We start from the raw sequence: 18,588 nt of genomic DNA, 5'->3' as shown, positions 1-18,588 counted from the left end.
AACCGCCCTGCCGCCCCAGAACCGATCCTGGCCCCCAAGCCTCGCCGTCCTCCTCGTCATCGGCGCAATAACCGGCTCCGCCATCGGCCTGACAATCGCAATCGCAAAGGGCATCTGGCGCGAAATCAAAAACGACAAAAATAATCCAGGGAATGAAGGTTTGGGGGTCGCCCGCACCGCTACAGGAACTGCCTGACAAGCTCGGTGAGCTGCTGGCGGGCAGGAAGCGGCGTAAGCGTATGGTTCGCCGCAGGGATGAGCGCGGTTGCCGTGCCGTTCATCTGCTTCAACCGCCGGCCGTCCGGCCCGAAATGCCGCGCAATCTCGTGAAGGCTGAGGTCGCCCTCGCAACTGACGACGAGCACGCGCGTTCCGCGCCGTGTCAGATCCCGCATCCAGCCTTCGACCGACCTGCCGGTCAGGGTCCTGGATATCAGGAGGGCGGACTTGAACAGCTCCATGGCGGATCGCAGCGCACGCTTTGCGACTTTGAGCGCCATGGTCTTCGCGTCGCCCTTCCCCTCTGCCTGCTCGTCCTGATCGCCATCCACCGATTGCAGGCCGCGGGCATTGTCGCGAATGTTCGACAGCTCCATGTCCAGGGCGTACGAACTGTTCCACGAAAAGCAGAGCGGGTTGACCATCACGAGATTGGCGATACGCGGATCGTGCCGCGCGGCATGGAACGCCTGAAAGGCGCCTGCGCAGATGCCGATGGCACAAATGCGCCGGAAACCGTACCGATCGAGCCAATCGACGATGCGCATCACGTCGATGCGGGTGCGTTCGTCGTAGAGCGGGATTCTTTTTTCCGTGGGAGCGCCGCTCTGGCCGAGCCCCGGCAGGTCGACACGCATCGAGGCAATCCCCTGAAGCGCCAGAGACCGGGCCATGTCGACCGCACCGCGCGCCGCGCCGATATGGGGTATTGCGCCGGCATTGAGAATGAGGACGACCTTCGCGTCATTCGGAAGCGTCTCCGGCACGCAGAGGACGCCACAGATATCCGGCGCCGGGCCGAGAAATTGCGGAAGCTCCCGGTATCCATCTCCTTCCAGGACCGCTGGCTCCGAAACAAGCCGAACCTCTTCTCCGTCCGAGAGATTTCCGCGGCTGCCTGCCCATTCCACCACGACGGAAAGCGGCAATTCGGGCACGTCGTGAATGGGCCGGCTCATCATGCGCTCGAAACCATCGAACGGCTTGATCAGCGTCTTGCCTCCGCTTGCGACCACGCGCCCTGCCAGGTCCTCGTGCGCCGGGGCCGTCTGGGGCGACATCAGCAGCAGGTCCAGGCCCGGTCGAACGGCCAGATCCTCGCCCCAGGCAACACCACGCAGATCCGCGATCGTCTCTGCACTCGTCCGGAACCCGGACGCCTCGACACCGTCGAAGTCAGAGGCCGACGCACCCGCGCGCAAAGCCGCATCCACGATCCGCGAAAGGCCGACCAGTTCACGAACATAGCTCTTCCCCGATGCGGGAGGCGCAAGCAGTGCCATGCCGGCGACATCGCTTCTGCCGGCGACCGCGATGGGGGCGAGGAGCGCGCCAAGCCGAAAGCCGACGACCAGAACATCCGTCACCGATGTCTCGGATTTCAACCGGTCTATCGCGGTGTTGATGCTTCCGATCCAGGAGGCCAGGCGCCCGGGTTGCGTGTGATCACCGGCCGCATCGCCGCAACCGGGATAGTCGAACTGCAGGACCGGGAATCCAGCAGCCGCCAGCTGTCCCGCGAGCAGCGTCAGAAAGCGCCGGCTGCAAAGGTCCTCAAAACCGAGCGCACCGGCGATCACGACGCCGCGCTTGCCTGCGGCAGGATGAAGCCAACCGATCGTCTGGTCGAAAACAATCGGTCTCACGCCGCAGCTCCAACCACGCGGGCATCCGGAGCAAAAACAGGGCTTGAAGGCTCGCAGCCCATTTTTTGCCTGCTCGACAGGGAATGACGGGGGCTCGCATGCCTTATCGACGCGTGTCTATGCTGGTCTTCACCAAGCTTCAATTCTCGTTCCCTTCGCCTTAAGCGTTGGTGCCGGGGCATCCGTCACCGTCGGAAAATGTATCCCCACGATACCCGCTGCCGACTCGTCCCCTTCAATATTGCGTTATATCCAGCCGCTGGTCGATGAACGCCCGTTTGCCTCCTCTTCCCGCCACGATCTGAGAAACGGCCTCCTGCCGGAAAGCCAGGCTTCCCCTGCATTTTTCGGCAAGAAATGCGGACAACCGCTCGACATCCGAGGCCGATCCATTCTGATCGAGGATATAGCGGATGACGACGTCGCCGGGCGTATCCTGATAGAACTGGTATTCGGCAATCCCCTTGAAGAAGGCGGGATCTTCCGGCGTCAGGTCCAGCGCCACCACCCTGTGACCGTCGAACGAAATCAGGAAGCCCGGCTTGCGGCGGGGCGCAAGGCCGCGGATCCGCAACCGCTCTCCATTGCCCGGCGTTGGCGCTTCGACAAGCGTGCCGAAATCCCCGGTGTCATAGCGGATGAACGGCATGCCGGTGGACAGGAAGCCGGTCCCGACGACACGCCCTTCGCGCCCCGGCTCCGTAACGAGAGTGCCGTTTTCGTCGACAAGTTCCGCAACGCCGTAGAGTGGATTGAACTCGTAAAGCCCATCGCTGCCCGGCACTTCGGCGGCAAACGCGACCTTTTCACTGAGGCCGTAGAAAACGCCAAACGCCACATCGCCAAGGACGCGACGGATCAGGCTGCGCTGGTGATCATAGAGCGGCTCGGAGATCGGCAATATGCCCTTGATCGCAAGCCGGGGCCTCCGCTCGATCTGCTGCATGCGGCGGCACAGGAGTTCGATGGCGGACGGATATCCATAGAGGAAACGGATCTGCCGCCGGTCGATCTCGTCGAGATAGGCTGCTACGTCCTGCGCTGTCATCGGGAAGACTGCCAGCTTCAATTCCCGCAGGGCGGGATCCCACTCATGAATGCCGGAACCACCGTCCCCCAGGTGAAAGCCGCGCAAGCTCGCCCGCGCATCCCGCTCGGTAAACCCGACGCGCGACCAGGCGTCATAAACGAACGCCATCTCCCTCGGGCTTCTGTCCTTGTCGAGGAAGAAGGAAAGAGGAGCAGCGCGATTGGAGCCGCTGGTTTCGACGCTGTCGAGCTGCCACCGCGGTACGGCGAGCGCAGCTTCCCCGGCTGCCCGGAGCTGGTCCTTGTCGAGGATCGGCAACCGCCGCAGGTCCGCCAGCGTAAACGTCGACATATCGAACGCCGGCCCCAGGGCCTCGTCGAGACGGTCGCGATAGAACGCGCTGCCTTGGTGCGCCTTGGCAAGCAATGCGCGCAGCGCGGACAAATGCTGCTCATGTGCAAAGTGCGGGTCGCTTGCGGCCCTTGCGATCCGCGCGCGTTCCCTAGCATAGGTTTTGCCGAATTTCATGCTGGTCGGCACGAGGGCGACGAGGGGCTTTGCGGCGTTGCGCACGAAGCGTGGGCTTCGGACGTACAGGCCGCGCAGAACATCCAGGGGTTTCATCGTTTCTCCATCCGACTTGTGGCCGCGGCCCGCCAGATGGCGCATAGCGCATCGGCAAAGGGCGCCATGTCCAGCCGCGCCCGGTGCTGCTCTCTGCCTGCCTCCCCCATCCGCCGACGCAGGTCCGGTTCTGCGACCAGCCGCGCAAGCGCGTCCTTGAGCGCCGCGACGTCGCCGGGGGGAACGAGAAATCCGGTCTCGCCGTCGCTGACGATATCCTCGACGGCACCCACCGGCGTTGCGACGACCGCAAGGCCCGCCGCCATGCCCTCGATGATCGAGATCGGTTGATTTTCGACGAAGGAGGGAAGCGTCAGGATATCCGCCTCGGCAAGCAGCCGTGCAACATCGTCCGGCCCCTGCCAACCTGGAACGGCCACGCGTGCGGAAAGGCCGAGCTGGCCCAGCCGGTGGCGCAACGTCTCCACATCGCCGGAACCGGCAATGGTCGCGCGCCAGCCCGGCATGTCTGCCATCAGGCCGAGGGCTTCGCACAGCTCCGGCGTTCCCTTGTCCTTCTCGATTCTGCCCAGAAAAAGAATATGGACCGTATCGCCGCCCCCGATATGCGGGAGCGTGGGAATTTCCGTGGCGTTCGGCACCACGATCACGCGCTCTTCCGCCTCGCGGACCTTGCTGAGGACGAAGTCCCGCCAGATTTTCCCGAGCACCACGACGCCGCTGGCCTGCCGGAACATCGTGCCGATCCTTCGGCTGAGCGACGCACTCGCCCCAGACCAGAAACTCGCATATCCGCCGCCGTGAAGATGGAGCACGTAGGGGATGCCGAGCATCTCCGCCCAGCGGGAAATGACAAGCTTGCGATAGGTACTGCCGTGGCTGGCGAGGTTGATGTGCACGACATCGACTTTGCCGCGAAAACGGGCAGCGAGCATTCTCACGCAGAAATTCAGGGCATGCAAAGCAGAGAAGGCGACATGGCCGCTGCCCCGGCTGGCAAGAAAACGCACCCGTACATCGCTCCGGGTGTGCTGCTCGAGTTCGCGCTTCAGCGAAGCCATCACCCTGTCGATGCCGCCCTGCCCCGTAGTCCCAGCCGGTGTCGCCACCAGGACATGGATGACGCGGCCATCATGGGCGCGCTGAAGCATGTCTTTCTCCCCATTTCATACGTCCGGACGAAGTCATGGTTGCTGTTAACATTTCGCCACTAGGATTTCGTTAAAGCGCACGCAGAGCGCGACTCCACAATCGCCTGCTCAATGAAGCTCGGCCGTCATTGGTCCTCCATCGGATACGCCAAAGGGCTTCAGGCGGTGAGAACTGTCAGGATGGAAGAAGGTGCGGGGGATCGACCATGCGCATCAAAACCGGCTTCGATCGCTGCGTGCAGCGAAGATCCGGCGTCGGCCATATCGTATCCAAAATGCCGGGAGGGGCTGCCGCCCTCACAGGCCGAATGGTTCGACGGCCTCATCCCATGCGAAGAGGACCGGATACGTAGAAAACAGGGAGCGGGGCCACCCCCAAGTTCTCCCCTGCTTTGCGACAGGAAAATCGGAAATCAGCCGACGAGGCCGAAAACCACTGCGCCGACGAACAGGAAAGCACCGGCCACGGCGATGTTGTTGACAAGAAACTGCCGCTCGGCACGGCGCGTCCTGCGGTCGCTCACGGCGGTGAGGGCTCCATAGGTGGAACGGCCGCCGAGTTTCGCATTTCTCATTCGCCAACATCCCTTGCTTGCGGAGGCCGGATTCCCGGTCTTCTCCAAGGCGAGCACGAATGCCCGCCCGCTCTCTGGGAGTAATTTATATATTATCCCTATAAGATTGGTAGGGTATTTTTTCTCAATTTCGCCACACTGATAAATTCGCCGTTCATAATTCCCCACGGGGCCGGCCAATCGGCGGTCCTTGCACGCATTTCGCCGCATGTCGCCGCTGACGGATCCCATCGAGCGGCACGTTGCCGGGCGAGTGAAGCACGGGCAGAGCGGGTTGCGACCCGGTCCGTTCTGGGCCATAACTCCCCTCCCACCTGTCCGGAGGCCAACCGTCATTGCGAGCATTGTGGGCCGTGCGTGAACGCCACGCCACGGTCGTTTTCCCCCGCGCTCCCGACGGCACCGACACGGTAAACAACAATGCGGACCGATAAAAAAGGAGAACGCATCATGGGTGCAACGGGACATCTCGGCACGGCTTGGAGCAAGCGCGAGTATCATCGCCAATGGCTTTGGCGCGAAGCGAACCGTCTCTTCGATTTCTTCCAGAACAGGGCTTTCAACCCGCTCGGCGGGTTTCATGAACTTGATGCCGAGGGCCGCCCGCTCAACCCCGGCAATCCCGTTCGCGGCATTCACTCCACGGCCCGCATGGTACATTGCTTTTCCATCGGCAGCCTGCTCGGCCGCCCCGGCTCCGATGCCATTGTCGACCACGGCATGAAATACCTTTGGGAAAAGCACCGCGACCACGAGCGCGGCGGCTACCACTGGTCGCTCGACAATGCCGGCCTGCTCGATGCCAGCAAGCAGGGATATGGCCACGCCTTCGTGCTGCTTGCCGCCTCCAGCGCCAAGGTTGCCGGACACCCGGACGCCGACCGCATGATCGCCGACGTGACCGACGTTCTGGAAAAGCGCTTCTGGGAAGACAAGCACGGCGCGATCACCGAAGAGTACGAGGCGGACTGGACCACGATCCCCGGCTATCGTGGCCAGAATTCCAACATGCACCTGACGGAAGCCCTGATGGCCGCCTTCGAGGCGACCGGCGAGACGGGCTATCTGGACAAGGCAGAGCGCATCGCCGATCTGATCATCCGCCGCCGTGCGGGCGAAAACGGCTTCCGCGTGGCCGAGCACTTCGACGAGAACTGGGTGCTGGACAAGGACTATCGTGGCAACGAGATGTTCCGCCCCTCCGGCACCACGCCCGGTCACTGGCTGGAATGGGCGCGCCTCATCCTGCAACTCTACGTGCTCGGCGGCAAGAAACACGCCTGGATGCCCGAAGCGGCCCAAGCGCTCTTCGCCCAGTCGATCGCACTCGGCTGGGACAAGGAAAAGGGCGGCTTTTTCTACACGCTCGACTGGAACGACGAACCGGCCAAGCGCAACAAGCTCTGGTGGCCGATGGCCGAAGGCGCCGGCGCGGCGGCGTTCCTTGCAGAGCATATGCCGAGCGATTTCCACGAGACCTGGTATCGCACGATCTGGGACACCATCGCGCGACACTTCCTTGATCAGGAGCGCGGCGGCTGGCATGAAGAACTGACGGAAGATCTCGTGCCGAGCTACACCCTGTTCGCCGGCAAGGGAGACATCTATCATGCGCTCCAGGCCTGCCTGATCCCGCTCTACCCGGCGACAGGCAGCCTGACGAAGGGTATCATCGAGGCAGGTGGCCGCTAGGTCATCCCGGCGACGGCTTGCAGCGGCCTGCACCGGCAAATGCGGGGCAGGCCGCGACAGTCTTTCGCCCTTCGAAGAGCCGTGAAAACAAATCTAGGGCCTGCCGGCTGCAAGGGCCGGCAGACAGGAGCGGAATGATCGACATACCGGACCAGATCTCCACCGCATGGATCGCCATTGCCCTGGTGGCGTTTCTCGCAAAGCACCTGCTGGGCGATTTCATCTTCCAGACGAAATGGATGGTGATGGGCAAGGAGCGTTGCAAGGACTGGGTGCTTCCGCTCGCCATACATGCCGGCGTACATGGCACCATCACCGCCCTGCTCTTTCTCGTCGTTTCACCGGCGCTCGCCTGGCTCGGCCTTGTCGATGCCCTCGTCCATGGCACGATCGACCGCCTGAAGAGCCACGCCGCCCGGCGCGCGAAGCTCACGCCGCAGCAGACCGGTTTCTGGTGGCTTTTCGGCATGGACCAGACACTGCACCACCTGACGCATATCGTCCTGGCGATCCTTCTCGCCGCCGCAGCGTCCACCAGCTAGGCTTTCAGCAACCGCGCGATCAGCTCGCCCTGCCGTATCCAACGCGAGCGGGCGAAACGATGCATTGTGCCGATTTGGGCAGGCGCAGAAAAAAGCGCCAGTAAAAGCAATTTGTGAGAGCAACTCAAACCAATACGAAACGAATGGCTGCTACAGGTGACTGCGATAACGGCGGCGTGCGTACGCAGGAAATAGTTAGGATGTTGCCGTAGGGTATGTTGCAACGCCGGAAACGGCGCCGGTTTTTCTAGACTACGAATTGGGGACTGTTGAATGAAAGTCGCGATTTTCGGCCTCGGCTATGTGGGTTTCACTGCCATGTGCTGCATTGCAAAAGAGGGCCATGAGGTCATCGGCTTCGATATCAGCGAAAAGAAGGTCAACCAGATCAACCGCGGCGTCTCGCCGATCACGGAACCGGGCGTCGACGAACTTTTGACGGAGGGCTTGAAGGCCGGCCGTATCTCCGCGCACACGGAGATCAAGCACCATCTCGAGGACTGCGACATCGCCATCGTCTGTGTCGGCACGCCGAGCGCACCCGACGGCGCGCACAACATGACCTATATCGCCGAGGTGACCCGCCAGATCGCGGCCGCAATCGGAAAGAACCGGACCTCACCGCTGACCGTCGTCTATCGCTCGACCATACGTCCGGGCACCGTCGAAGGCCTGATCGCGCCGATCCTTGCCTCGGAACTCGGCAGCGCCTTCGAGCGCAGCGTCGAACTCGTCTACAATCCGGAATTCCTGCGTGAATCCTCCGCCGTACAGGACTATTTCGACCCGCCGAAGATCGTCATCGGCACCGTCGACGGCAAGCCGAGCGCCCGCATGGATCTCCTGAACAAGAACCTGAAGGCGCCGACCTTCTATGTTCACCTGGGCGAATCCGAGATCACCAAATTCGTCGACAATACGTGGCATGCCCTGAAAGTGGCCTATGCCAACGAGGTCGGCCGCATCTGCATGCAGCTGGGACTCAGCGCCAAGAAAGTACACGAGATTTTCGTCTCCGACACCAAGCTCAACATCTCCCCCTACTACATGCGCCCGGGCGGCGCCTTCGGCGGCTCGTGCCTGCCCAAGGACGTGCGTGCCATGCAGTTCATCGCTGCCGATTGCGGCGCGCATACACACCTGGTCGATTCCCTGCTGCGCTCGAACGAAGCGCACAAATACCGCCTTTTCGAGCATTCGACCCGTGGCCTCAAGCCGGGTGCCGCCATCCTCCTTGTCGGCCTCGCCTTCAAGGCGCACACCGACGACCTGCGTGAGAGCCCGAACATCGATCTCGCCCGCGGTCTTCTGCGCGAAGGCTACAAACTCTCCGTCTTCGATCCGGCGATCGATGCGAACAAGCTCGTCGGCGCCAACCTCGGCTATGCCTATACCCAGATCCCGACACTCGCGCAGTTGCTTGTGTCGAAGGAGGTCGCGGAAGGCACGGCCTATGACCGCGTCATCATTGCCAACGACACCTATCGCAAGCTCGACATCGGCAAATATGATGACATCATCAATCTGAACGCGCTTTCGTGAGGCCCGCCGCGATGGACACAACTCTCTCAGCGAGCGAAACGGCCAGCATCTCGGGCAATGCCGAGATCGCCGGCGCCCTGAAGGGTCGCAAGATCCTCATCATCGTCGAGAACCTGCCCGTCCCCTTCGACCGGCGTGTCTGGCAGGAGGCGCGCACCCTCCATGCCGCGGGTGCGCAGGTGGCGATCATCTGCCCGACGGGCAAGGGCTATACCGCGCGCTACGAGCAGCTCGACGGCATCCACATTTACCGTCATCCCCTGCCGCTCGATGCCGGCGGAGCGCTCGGTTATCTGCTGGAATATGGCGCGGCGCTTACCTGGGAGACGTTGCTGTCGTGGAAGATCCTGTTCCGTCACGGCTTCGACACGCTGCACGGCTGCAACCCGCCGGACCTCATCTTTCTCATCGCCTGGCAGTTCAAGCTGCTGGGCAAGCGCTACATCTTCGATCATCACGACATCAACCCGGAACTCTATGAAGCCAAGTTCAACAAGCGTGGTTTCTTCTGGCGTCTGATGTGCGCTTTCGAATGGCTGACCTTCAAGACGGCCGATACCGTGATCTCCACGAACGAAAGCTACAAGAAGATCGCGCTGGAGCGCGGCGGAAAGAAGCCCGAGGACATCTTTGTCGTCCGCAGCGGGCCGGATCTCAGCCGCGTGAAGGCCGTCGCCCCCAACCTGGACCTGAAGAATGGCCGCGAATTCCTCATCGGTTATGTCGGCGTCATGGGGGATCAGGAGGGCATCGACCTCCTGCTCGAGGCTGCCCGCCACCTGGTTTTCGAACGCGGCCGACAGGACATCCAGTTCACGCTCGTCGGCGGCGGCCCCAGCCTCGCGGCCCTGCAGGCGCTCTCGGAAAAAATGGGGCTGAAGGACTACGTCACCTTTACCGGGCGGGCGCCCGACCAGACCCTCTTCGAAGTGCTGTCGACCGCGGATGTCTGCGTCAATCCTGATCGGGTAAACCCGATGAACGACAAGTCGACGATGAACAAGATCCTCGAATACATGGCCGTCGGCAAGCCGATCGTCCAGTTCGACGTCACGGAAGGCCGCTTCAGCGCCCGTGAAGCCTCGCTCTATGCCAAGCCCAACGACCCGATCGATTTCGCCGACAAGCTCGCCGAACTTCTGGCCGATCCTGCGCTTCGCGCGGAGATGGGTGCCTTCGGCCGCCACCGTGTCGAAACGCAGATGGCCTGGAGCTACGAGATCCCGAAGCTGATCGCAGCCTACAAGAATGTGCGGCCGTAGCGGCCGTACCGCACCGACGACGGGGCTCCCGATAGCCTCGTCGGAGACGGTCCTGCCTCCTGCACTCTCATTCCTCTTTGAACCGGCTTCGGCCACCGGCACCTGCGGGAGCTAGCGATGTCCCTCACCTGGTACATGAACCGGCTGCGCGCCATGGGGCCTGCCGAAATCGCCCATCGCTTTGTCGAGAAGGGCAAGAAGCTGGCCGCGCGCGGCCGTATCGAGGGCTGGGAGCGTTATCGCACCCCCGGTCCTTCACCGGTGTTGCCGGGACTGGCGGCCAATGTCGCTGCCGCATCCGACGACATGAAGGCGGAGATACTGGCTGCAAGCAGCACCGTGCTTTCCGGGCACTACAGCGCACTCGGAGCCGACTGGCCGCTGCGCGACCCGCAAAACCCGTTTCCGGCGGAGGCCTGGCGGCTCGACCCCGTCACCGGTGGCCTCTGGCCAGGGAGCGAGGCCTATTGCTTCGACATTCCCTATCGCCACGAGCGCACGCTGGGCGACATCAAATATGTCTGGGAATACAACAGGCTGCAGTTTCTGCAGCCGTTGGCTGCCGACGCGGCACTGACCGGCAATCCTGCAGCGATCGCGACCATCGAGGCGGCGCTTGAAAGCTGGTATGCGGCCAATCCGCCATTTCGCGGTCTGTGCTGGAACAGCGGCATCGAGCTCGGGCTTCGCGCCATCAGCCTGCTCGTCGTCACCAGCCTCTGCGGCGACCGGCTCTCGACCGGAACGGTCGAAAAGATCCGGACCATCCTCCACGCGCATCAGGTCTGGATGGCTCGCTATCCGTCACGTTTCTCCTCGGCCAACAATCACCTCGTCGCCGAGGTGGCCGGCGAGTTCCTGATCTCGCTCGCCATGCCGGACCTTCCCCTGTCAGCCGGGCTCGAAGCCAAGGGGCGGAAGATCCTTGCGCAAGAGGCGAACAAGCAGATCCTCGCCGACGGCGTGGGGGCCGAACAGTCGCCGACCTACGGCGCCTTCACCGCCGAGTTCCTGCTTCTCTGCTGCTTTGCCGCGCGCGCGGCGGGCCGTCCCCTCCCGGCCGGGGTCGACGCACGGCTTCACGTCTTTTCGACCTTCATCGCCTGGCTTTCCGATGCCGAGGGCAAGGTTCCCGGCATCTGCGACGATGACGAGGGACGCGTCCTCACTTTGTCCCGGCATGAAGCGGCCTATGCGGCCTCGGTCTCCGCCGCCATTTCCGGTTATCTCGGCACGCCGTCCGCGGGGCCGCGGCCGAAGGAAAACGAACTGCGCGACGCCCTGCTGCGGTCGCCCGCCACCGGTACGCCGCCACCCTCCGGCCTGATGACCTTTGCGGACGGCGGCTACACGATCGTCAGAAAGCGGCAAAACGACCGCGACGTGCATATCGTCATGGATCATGCGCCCCTCGGCTATCTCTCCATCGCGGCCCATGGCCATGCGGATGCACTTTCCGTGATCGCCACCATTGACGGCATCCCCCTGTTCGTCGATGCCGGCACCTATCTCTATCACTCCGGCGGCCCCTGGCGCGACTGGTTCCGCAGCACGCGCGCCCACAACACGCTGACGCTTGGCGATACCGACCAGAGCATCATGTCGGGCGCGTTCAACTGGTCGCACAAGGCCTCAAGCCGGCTCGACAGCGTGGCGGACGGGAAAGACTGGCGCATCGTCGCCTCCCATGACGGATACGAGAAGCACTTCGGGTGCATCCACCGCAGAACGGTGTCTTCCGATCCTTCCGGCTTTTCGATCCACGACACGCTGGTCGGCAACCCCGATCAGTCGGCGGAGGTCGTTTTCCAGCTGGCACCCGACTGCCGCGCAGAGATCGAGGCCGGCGCGATCCGCATCTTTCATAAGGCGCAGCGACTCGCGACACTGTCCTTTTCGCAGGCCGGGCAGGTGGAATGCGCCAGCGGGGGTGCTCCCGGCGATGGCGGCTGGTACTCGCCCCATTTCGGAATCAAGGTGCCTGCCCCAAGAATCGCCTGGAAAGGAAAGCTCCCGCCGGAAGGCCTTGTGACGAAGGTCGATCTCGTTGTGGACGGCCGCGGGTGATGCACACGGAGAGGGAGCCGCAAGCGGCTGCCAACCGGCATAGGTGAGCGAAGCGGAAAACCGCGGACGCGTCCGGATGGCCGTTCCGATTGTCTGCGTTACGGCGAGGTGGTGTCCTGGCTGTCGCTTTTCCCGGTCCGCCCCTGCACCGCCTCGCGCAGCAGAAGATCCGTAAGGGCGAACTTGTCCGCGAACCAGCGATCTGCCGCATGCCACATGGCCGGCGTCAGGCGGATGTCGTGGCCGCCGCGCGCGGTGGTGGTCAGGAGGCCGGCGTCACGCGCCGCCTCGACGATCCGGCGGACATGGGTGCGCGATACGCCCGTCTGCGTGGCGAGCCTCTGGTAGCCGGAGGTAACGAGGCCGTCGCCGCCGTCGCGCCCGTCCCGCAGCAGAAGCAGCAGGATCATGTAGCCGCAATCATGGGCAAAGAAGGGGGCAAGCGGCAGGTGGCGGCGGATGATCCGGCTGAGGCCCGGCAGATGCGGCAGGGTCGCCCGGCGCATGGCGCGGTGCAGTTCCGGCGAAAGCGGCCCGTTGCGCCCCTCCGTCGGCGAGAGCCCGAGATCCGACAGGCCGGAGACAAGCAGCCCGAGAATGCCGGCATCGCGGGCGAGCAGCGCCGCGCTCGGCACAAGCAGGCGCACGCGTCGGTCCGATGCGTGGGGCTGCTGCGCGAGAAAACCGTATTTGCGCAGACAGGAAACCTGGGCCTCGACCCGGTTGCGGCTCGCCACACCAAGCTCTGTGACCTCACGCTGGAGCCGCCCGAGCGTCAGCCAGGTGGACGATTGCGTCATGTCCTGTCCTGCATGCAGCGAGAGCGCGGCGAGGTAACAAAGAAAGCGCCCCTCTTCCAGGATGAGCCGGTTGAAGAGATGATTGCCCTCATAGAGCGCGAGCTTGCCGGCAACGAGCCGGTCCCGTGCGGCCGCAAAACCGGGCGCATTCAAGAATTCGAACGGCGGCACCTGGAAAACCAGCGCACTGTCGGCAAAGGAAACCTGATCCATACCTATACCCCAATCCGGAGCGATGCGCCCTTTTGTTCTGATTGTCGCGACATCGCGGGCCCGAAATGGACCCTTTATTTTCCATGGGGTTGCAGCCCGGTGAAACTGTCAATTGTATTACTAAGCCCAATCGGCATTATGAGACGGGGGGCCAAAAGAATGAGACACCGTGCCAAGCCGGCGAAACCGGTACGACGGCGAATTTCCGGGAACCTTCGCCCGTCCCTGCCTCTTGATAGGCAAGACCACCCATCATCGAACCGTCGTGAGAGAGAATGAGTCCCGCCGCAAAGCTGCCTTCCAACTCCGTCCTTGCCGAAGCCGGCGCGGATTGCCGCCGGGAAAGCCAGCTCTTTGCCGAAACGCTCGATCCCATCTTCCGCACGACCATGGCGACGCCGGAGCAGCTTGGTGATTTCCGCGCCAGCCTTGCCACCTATTTCATGGGGCCTGCCCTGTTCTTCGCGGCCGAAATGCTCGGCACGACCTATCGTTTCTCGCGCGATCCCAACCGCATCGCCCGCAGCGGGCTCGACCTCATCTTCGTACAGGTGACGCTCGACGGCAGCGACCTGCGCACGGTCAATGGCGAAACGATGCTGGTGGAGGCGGGCGACATATCGCTTTTCGACCTGTCGCGCCCCATGCAGTCCGAGACCCAGCACTGCCGCAACCTCACTCTCGCGCTGCCGCGCCACCTGCTTTTCGGCAAGGAGGGACAGAACGAGGCCCTGCATGGCCTCCTCCTGAAGCGCTCGACCAGCACCGCACGGCTGATCGGCAGCCACCTGCGCGCCCTGTTCGCCGACCTCACGGATATCACGCCGACCGAGGCGCCAGCCATCGTCACCGCCACGGCCAATCTCGTCACCACTCTCGTCGGGCCACAGATTGCCGAGCGGAGCCTGCCCTCCCCCACGGTGCGTGGCGCCGTCATCATGGAAATCCGGCGGTATATCGAGCACCACCTCGCCCTGCCGGATCTCGGGCCGGAACATCTGTGCAAGATGTTCGGCCTGTCGCGCGCATCGCTCTACCGGCTGTTCGAGCCGATCGGCGGCGTTACCGATCATATCCGCACCCGCCGCCTGCGCGCGGCCTTCGACATGCTGGCGGACGAACGCAAGCGCACGGTCGGCGAGATCGCCTATGCCTGCGGCTTTTCCGACATGTCCGCCTTTTCGCGCGCCTTCCGTCACCAGTTCAGCATGAGTCCCAGCGAGGTGCGCGAGATGGGCGATCGCGGGCCGCTCGCCCTCGGTTCCGCCGAAAAGCAGGCTACCGCCTCGGTACATGACTGGCTGCGCATCGTCAGCGCCCTCTGACCGGTTTGTTGAAGATGCGCAGCGGTCCGGCACCTCAAATACGTGGAACCTTCCGATCTCCGTCATCTTGCCGTTTGACACTTGAAATCACATCAACCAATATGTGATCACATTTTTTGAGGACTTGCTGGAGAACGGGATGGAGAGGGCGAACCTGGAGGCGCGCGCCCGCGCGCTCATCGAGGCAGAAGCAGAGGTTTTTCGCGCGCGGCGGCCCCGGTCGGCGGCGGCGCATGATGAGGCAACCTCGGGCTTCTTCGACGGTGTGCCGCAGCACTGGATGCTCGACTGGCCGACGCCCTTTCCCCTCGTCGTCGATGAGGCCAGCGGCGCCGAACTCGTCGATCTCGATGGCAACCGCATTGTCGACGTCTGCCTCGGCGATACCGGCGCCATGTTCGGCCATGGCCCCGCCCCCGTTCTCGAAGCCCTGAAGAACGCCGGCACGCGCGGTCTCACCACCATGCTGCCTTCGTCCGATGCCGCTGCGGTCGGCCGCCTGTTGGTGGAGCGTTTCGGCCTGCCGCGCTGGCAGCTCGGCGCCACAGCCAGCGATGCCAACCGCTTCGCCATCCGCGTCGCCCGCGCCGTCACCAGTCGGGCAAAGCTCCTCGTCTTCGACGGCTGCTACCATGGCGCGGTGGACGACACGCTGGTGGACCTTGTCGACGGCAAGACCATTTCCCGCCGCAACCTGCTCGGGCAGGTGCGCGATCTCGGCGAACTCACTGTTTCCATCCCCTTCAACGACGAGGCGGCGCTGGAACGGGCGCTCGCAGGAAACGACATCGCCTGCGTGCTCGCAGAACCCGTGATGACGAACTGCGGCATGATCCCGCCAGCTCCCGGCTTCCATGCCGCACTGCGGCGCCTGACACGCGACGCCGGCACGCTGCTGCTCATCGACGAGACGCACACCATCTCCACCGGTCTCGGCGGCTACAGCAAGGTACACGGCCTCGAGCCCGACCTCATGGTGATGGGCAAGCCGATCGGCGGCGGAGTGCCGGTCAGCGTCTGGGGCATGACCCAGGCGATTTCCGACAAGCTGCACGTCATCCGCCGCGAGCAGAGCGGCCACGGCCATTCCGGCATCGGCACGACCCTTTCGGGCAGCGCCCTGCAGCTTGCCTGCCTGCGCGCCTGCCTCGAACATGTCATGACCGAAGAGGCCTATCGCATCATGCAGGCGCGCGCCGACCGGATCGAAGCCGGCTTCAAGGCGGCCATCGCCACCGCCGGTCTCGACTGGACGGTCTCGCGCGTCGGCGCACGACTTGAAGTCGTCTTCTCGCCCGTCGCCGTGCGCAACGCCGCGGAGGCGCGGGCGGCCGCATCCGACACCATCGAGGCAGCCTTGCACCTTTCCATGCTCAACCTCGGTTATCTCCTGACGCCCTTCCACAATATGGTGCTCGTCAGCCCCGCCCTTTCCGAACAGCAGGCCGGCGGCCTCGTGGAAGCATTCGCGACCGTCACCGGCCGCCTTGCCGAACGGAGGGCCGCCGCGTGAGCCGCGACCTTTCCAGCCGCCCGCCGGAAGCCGCAGATATCGCGGAGGCCGAGGCCTTTCTCGCCGCCCATCCCGAGATCACCGCCTTCGACCTCGTTCTGATCGACCTCAACGGTATCGCCCGCGGAAAGATTATCCGGCGGCACGAGCTGTTGCCGATCTTCCGCTCCGGCCGGCACCTGCCCGGCTCGATCCTCGGCCTCGACGTGACAGGCGAGGATGTGGAGGAAACCGGGCTTGTCTGGTCGGATGGCGATGCCGACCGCCGCGCCTGGCCCATCGCCGGCTCGCTGGTTCCCCTGCCCTGGACCTCGCCGCCGCGCGGTGAGCTGCGTCTTGCGCTTTTCGAGCTCGACGGCACACCGATGGCGGCCGACCCGCGCCATTCGCTGGCGCGGCAAGTGAAGCTTCTTGAGGCCGACGGCTTCCACCCGGTGCTTGCCTATGAGCTGGAATTCTATCTGCTCGACCGCGAACGCACGGTCGATGGGAACTTCCAGCCGCTCCGCCTGCCGCTTTCCGGCGAACGGCCCGATGGTATCCAGGTCTATGGCGTCACCGAATTGGACCGGCTGGAGCCCTTCATCCATGCCGTCTATCGCGGCGCGGAGGCGCAAGGCCTGCCCGTCGAGACGATGATCTCGGAATACGCCCAGGGCCAGTTCGAGCTGACGCTGCGCCATGGTGCCGCTCTGCGGGCCGCCGACGATCTAACCATGCTGAAGCGTCTGCTACGCGGCCTTGCGGTAAGGCACGGCATGATGGCCTGCTTCATGGCAAAACCCTTCGCCGGGCGTGCCGGCTCCGGCATGCATGTGCATGCGAGCCTCGCCGACGCTGAGGGGAGAAACCGCTTCGCCGACGCGGGCGACGCCCTTTCGCCCCTCCTGAAACACGCAGTCGCCGGCCTGCTCGAAACGATGCATGAATCCATGCTCGTCTTCGCACCGCACTTCAATTCCTGGCGGCGCTTCTCCGCCCAGAGCTACGCGCCGACGACACCGACCTGGGGTACGAACAACCGCAGCGTGGCGGTCCGTATCCCGGCCGGTTCACCCACCGGCCGCCATCTGGAGCAACGCGCCGCCGGCATCGACTCCAACCCCTATCTCGTCGGCGCGACCGTGCTTGCCGGCATGCGCAAGGGCATGCTCGACCAGGCCGATCCCGGCCCCGAGACCACCGCCTATGCCGACAATGCCGGCGACGAATTGCCGCCGGACTGGCGCAGCGCCATCGAGACGGCCGCCCGCTCCACCTTCCTGAAAGAAGCCCTCGGCGAGCGGTTGCACCACGTCCTTCTCGCCCTCAAGCACGCGGAATACCGCCGCTTTGCTGCGGAAGTCACCGCGCTCGAACGCACGCTTTATGGTGAAGTCGTCTGATCATGAAAACCTTCTACACCGCCGACCATCACCTGCATCACAGCGGCATGGAGCTTTCCTTCGGGCGCATCGTCGAGACCTTCGAGATGCCGGAGCGGGCCGAAATCGTCCTTAGACGCGTCAAGGACGTCGGCCTCGGGCCGGTGATCGAACCCGTCGTCTATGATCGGGCGGCCATCGAGCGTATCCATACGCCCGCCTATCTCGACTTCCTGCAAAACGTCTTTGCCGAATGGCGCGCCGCCGGCCGCGACGGCGAGGTCTGGCCCTATAGCTGGCGCCATCGCTCCATGCCGATGCTCGACGCCCCGCCCGCCGGCCTCGATGCCCGCCTCTCCTACTATTCCTTCGATATGGCAGGCTCGATCACCGAGACGACCTGGCAGGCCGCCAAACGCGCCGCCGACACGGCGCTCGCCGGCGCCGATGCGGTGCTGTCCGGCGAGCGCGCCGCCTTCGCGCTCTGCCGCCCGCCGGGCCATCATGCCGGCCGCGACTTCTTCGGCGGCTACTGCTATCTCAACAATGCCGCCATCGCCGCCCAGCGTTTCCTCGACAACGGTCACGCCCGCGTCGCGATCTTCGACATCGACTACCACCACGGCAATGGCACGCAGGAGATCTTCTACGACCGTGACGACGTGCTGCTCGCAAGCCTGCACGGCGACCCGGATTTCGAGTTCCCCTTCCATCTCGGTTATGCCCGCGAACGTGGTGCAGGCAGCGGCGAGGGCCACAACCTCAACTATCCGCTACCCGCGGGCACCGATTGGCCGGAATGGCAGGCCGCCTTCGAGGATGCACATGCAAAGATCTCCGCCTACGCCCCGACCGCTCTCGTCATCTCGCTCGGCGTCGATACGTTCAAGGAAGACCCGATCTCGCAGTTCAAGCTGGAGAGCGAGCATTTCCTCACCATCGGCCGCCGCATCGCCGACTTCGCTCTCCCCACCCTCTTCGTCATGGAAGGCGGCTATGCAGTGGACGCCCTCGGCGTCAACGCCGTGAACGTCCTGCAGGGATTCCAGGGCACCTGACGCT

At 63.9% G+C, this 18,588-nt stretch carries 14 protein-coding genes and 1 pseudogene; 10 read left to right on the top strand and 5 right to left on the bottom strand.

Annotated elements, in window-relative coordinates:
• Window positions 1–196: pseudogene (locus tag P9A16_RS17080) on the top strand (hypothetical protein); the annotation flags it as partial.
• Here P9A16_RS17080 and P9A16_RS17075 read toward each other — a convergent pair.
• The 4 genes from P9A16_RS17075 to P9A16_RS17060 form a co-directional block, all read right to left on the bottom strand.
• Window positions 180–1,865 carry an alpha/beta fold hydrolase gene (locus P9A16_RS17075; RefSeq protein ID WP_023512478.1) on the bottom strand — a complete coding sequence of 562 codons (1,686 nt, stop codon included), beginning with the start codon at window positions 1,863–1,865 and terminating at the stop codon, window positions 180–182. The pseudogene P9A16_RS17080 and the gene P9A16_RS17075 sit on opposite strands and share 17 nt — an antisense overlap.
• A 235-nt stretch (window positions 1,866–2,100) precedes the next feature.
• Window positions 2,101–3,519, bottom strand: a complete 1,419-nt coding sequence (locus tag P9A16_RS17070) for a phenylacetate--CoA ligase family protein (protein ID WP_023512479.1) — start codon at window positions 3,517–3,519, stop codon at window positions 2,101–2,103.
• Window positions 3,516–4,631, bottom strand: a complete 1,116-nt coding sequence (locus tag P9A16_RS17065) for a glycosyltransferase family 4 protein (protein ID WP_023512480.1) — start codon at window positions 4,629–4,631, stop codon at window positions 3,516–3,518. Before P9A16_RS17065 ends, P9A16_RS17070 begins: the two co-directional genes overlap by 4 nt.
• A 413-nt stretch (window positions 4,632–5,044) precedes the next feature.
• On the bottom strand, window positions 5,045–5,206 hold the full coding sequence (locus P9A16_RS17060; RefSeq protein WP_023512481.1) for a hypothetical protein: 162 nt from the start codon (window positions 5,204–5,206) through the stop codon (window positions 5,045–5,047).
• A 450-nt stretch (window positions 5,207–5,656) separates the two neighbouring features.
• On the opposite strand from P9A16_RS17060, the gene P9A16_RS17055 reads away from it, so the two are divergent.
• The 5 genes from P9A16_RS17055 (at window position 5,657) to P9A16_RS17035 (ending at window position 12,311) form a co-directional block, all read left to right on the top strand.
• Window positions 5,657–6,898: an AGE family epimerase/isomerase gene (locus P9A16_RS17055; protein ID WP_023512482.1), complete on the top strand. Its 1,242-nt coding sequence runs from the start codon at window positions 5,657–5,659 to the stop codon at window positions 6,896–6,898.
• A 134-nt stretch (window positions 6,899–7,032) separates the two neighbouring features.
• Window positions 7,033–7,440, top strand: coding sequence for a DUF3307 domain-containing protein (locus P9A16_RS17050; RefSeq protein ID WP_023512483.1), 408 nt, complete (start codon window positions 7,033–7,035; stop codon window positions 7,438–7,440).
• Between the two features lie 273 nt (window positions 7,441–7,713).
• Window positions 7,714–8,982: a nucleotide sugar dehydrogenase gene (locus P9A16_RS17045; protein WP_023512484.1), complete on the top strand. Its 1,269-nt coding sequence runs from the start codon at window positions 7,714–7,716 to the stop codon at window positions 8,980–8,982.
• Window positions 8,983–8,993: 11 nt separating this feature from the next.
• The gene (locus P9A16_RS17040) at window positions 8,994–10,244 is read left to right on the top strand and encodes a glycosyltransferase family 4 protein (RefSeq protein WP_023512485.1); all 1,251 of its coding nucleotides are present in this window, start codon (window positions 8,994–8,996) and stop codon (window positions 10,242–10,244) included.
• Between the two features lie 117 nt (window positions 10,245–10,361).
• Complete coding sequence (locus tag P9A16_RS17035; protein WP_023512486.1) at window positions 10,362–12,311, top strand: heparinase II/III family protein; 1,950 nt, start codon at window positions 10,362–10,364, stop codon at window positions 12,309–12,311.
• 98 nt (window positions 12,312–12,409) lie between these two features.
• Here the strand turns inward: P9A16_RS17035 and P9A16_RS17030 are convergent, their stop codons facing one another.
• A complete protein-coding gene (locus P9A16_RS17030) occupies window positions 12,410–13,324 on the bottom strand; it encodes a hypothetical protein (protein ID WP_023512487.1) in 915 nt (304 codons plus the stop codon).
• Between the two features lie 275 nt (window positions 13,325–13,599).
• Here P9A16_RS17030 and P9A16_RS17025 point away from each other — a divergent pair, with 275 nt between their 5' ends.
• The 4 genes from P9A16_RS17025 to P9A16_RS17010 all read left to right on the top strand — a co-directional run bounded on the left by P9A16_RS17025 (window position 13,600) and on the right by P9A16_RS17010 (window position 18,584).
• Window positions 13,600–14,649, top strand: coding sequence for a helix-turn-helix domain-containing protein (locus P9A16_RS17025; protein ID WP_023512488.1), 1,050 nt, complete (start codon window positions 13,600–13,602; stop codon window positions 14,647–14,649).
• 139 nt (window positions 14,650–14,788) lie between these two features.
• Window positions 14,789–16,162, top strand: coding sequence for a transaminase (locus tag P9A16_RS17020; protein ID WP_024271635.1), 1,374 nt, complete (start codon window positions 14,789–14,791; stop codon window positions 16,160–16,162).
• The gene (locus P9A16_RS17015) at window positions 16,159–17,547 is read left to right on the top strand and encodes a glutamine synthetase family protein (protein ID WP_278025771.1); all 1,389 of its coding nucleotides are present in this window, start codon (window positions 16,159–16,161) and stop codon (window positions 17,545–17,547) included. The genes P9A16_RS17020 and P9A16_RS17015 overlap by 4 nt, the downstream gene beginning before the upstream one ends.
• A gap of 2 nt (window positions 17,548–17,549) precedes the next feature.
• Complete coding sequence (locus P9A16_RS17010; RefSeq protein WP_023514807.1) at window positions 17,550–18,584, top strand: histone deacetylase family protein; 1,035 nt, start codon at window positions 17,550–17,552, stop codon at window positions 18,582–18,584.
• Window positions 18,585–18,588: the final 4 nt, after the last annotated feature.

The organism is Shinella sp. 838, from assembly GCF_029623935.1.
Classification (GTDB): domain Bacteria; phylum Pseudomonadota; class Alphaproteobacteria; order Rhizobiales; family Rhizobiaceae; genus Shinella.
The sequence above is the reverse complement of the archived record's forward strand: the minus strand, read 5'-3'. Positions and strand labels throughout refer to the sequence as shown.

Excerpts from the sequence above, each read along its gene's own strand:
- P9A16_RS17070 (WP_023512479.1), bottom strand. The coding sequence starts at position 3,519 with ATGAAACCCCTGGATGTTCTGCGCGGCCTGTACGTCCGAAGCCCACGC.
- P9A16_RS17065 (WP_023512480.1), bottom strand. The coding sequence starts at position 4,631 with ATGCTTCAGCGCGCCCATGATGGCCGCGTCATCCATGTCCTGGTGGCG.
- P9A16_RS17060 (WP_023512481.1), bottom strand. The coding sequence starts at position 5,206 with ATGAGAAATGCGAAACTCGGCGGCCGTTCCACCTATGGAGCCCTCACC.
- P9A16_RS17055 (WP_023512482.1), top strand. The coding sequence starts at position 5,657 with ATGGGTGCAACGGGACATCTCGGCACGGCTTGGAGCAAGCGCGAGTAT.
- P9A16_RS17050 (WP_023512483.1), top strand. The coding sequence starts at position 7,033 with ATGATCGACATACCGGACCAGATCTCCACCGCATGGATCGCCATTGCC.
- P9A16_RS17045 (WP_023512484.1), top strand. The coding sequence starts at position 7,714 with ATGAAAGTCGCGATTTTCGGCCTCGGCTATGTGGGTTTCACTGCCATG.
- P9A16_RS17040 (WP_023512485.1), top strand. The coding sequence starts at position 8,994 with ATGGACACAACTCTCTCAGCGAGCGAAACGGCCAGCATCTCGGGCAAT.
- P9A16_RS17035 (WP_023512486.1), top strand. The coding sequence starts at position 10,362 with ATGTCCCTCACCTGGTACATGAACCGGCTGCGCGCCATGGGGCCTGCC.
- P9A16_RS17030 (WP_023512487.1), bottom strand. The coding sequence starts at position 13,324 with ATGGATCAGGTTTCCTTTGCCGACAGTGCGCTGGTTTTCCAGGTGCCG.
- P9A16_RS17025 (WP_023512488.1), top strand. The coding sequence starts at position 13,600 with ATGAGTCCCGCCGCAAAGCTGCCTTCCAACTCCGTCCTTGCCGAAGCC.
- P9A16_RS17020 (WP_024271635.1), top strand. The coding sequence starts at position 14,789 with ATGGAGAGGGCGAACCTGGAGGCGCGCGCCCGCGCGCTCATCGAGGCA.
- P9A16_RS17010 (WP_023514807.1), top strand. The coding sequence starts at position 17,550 with ATGAAAACCTTCTACACCGCCGACCATCACCTGCATCACAGCGGCATG.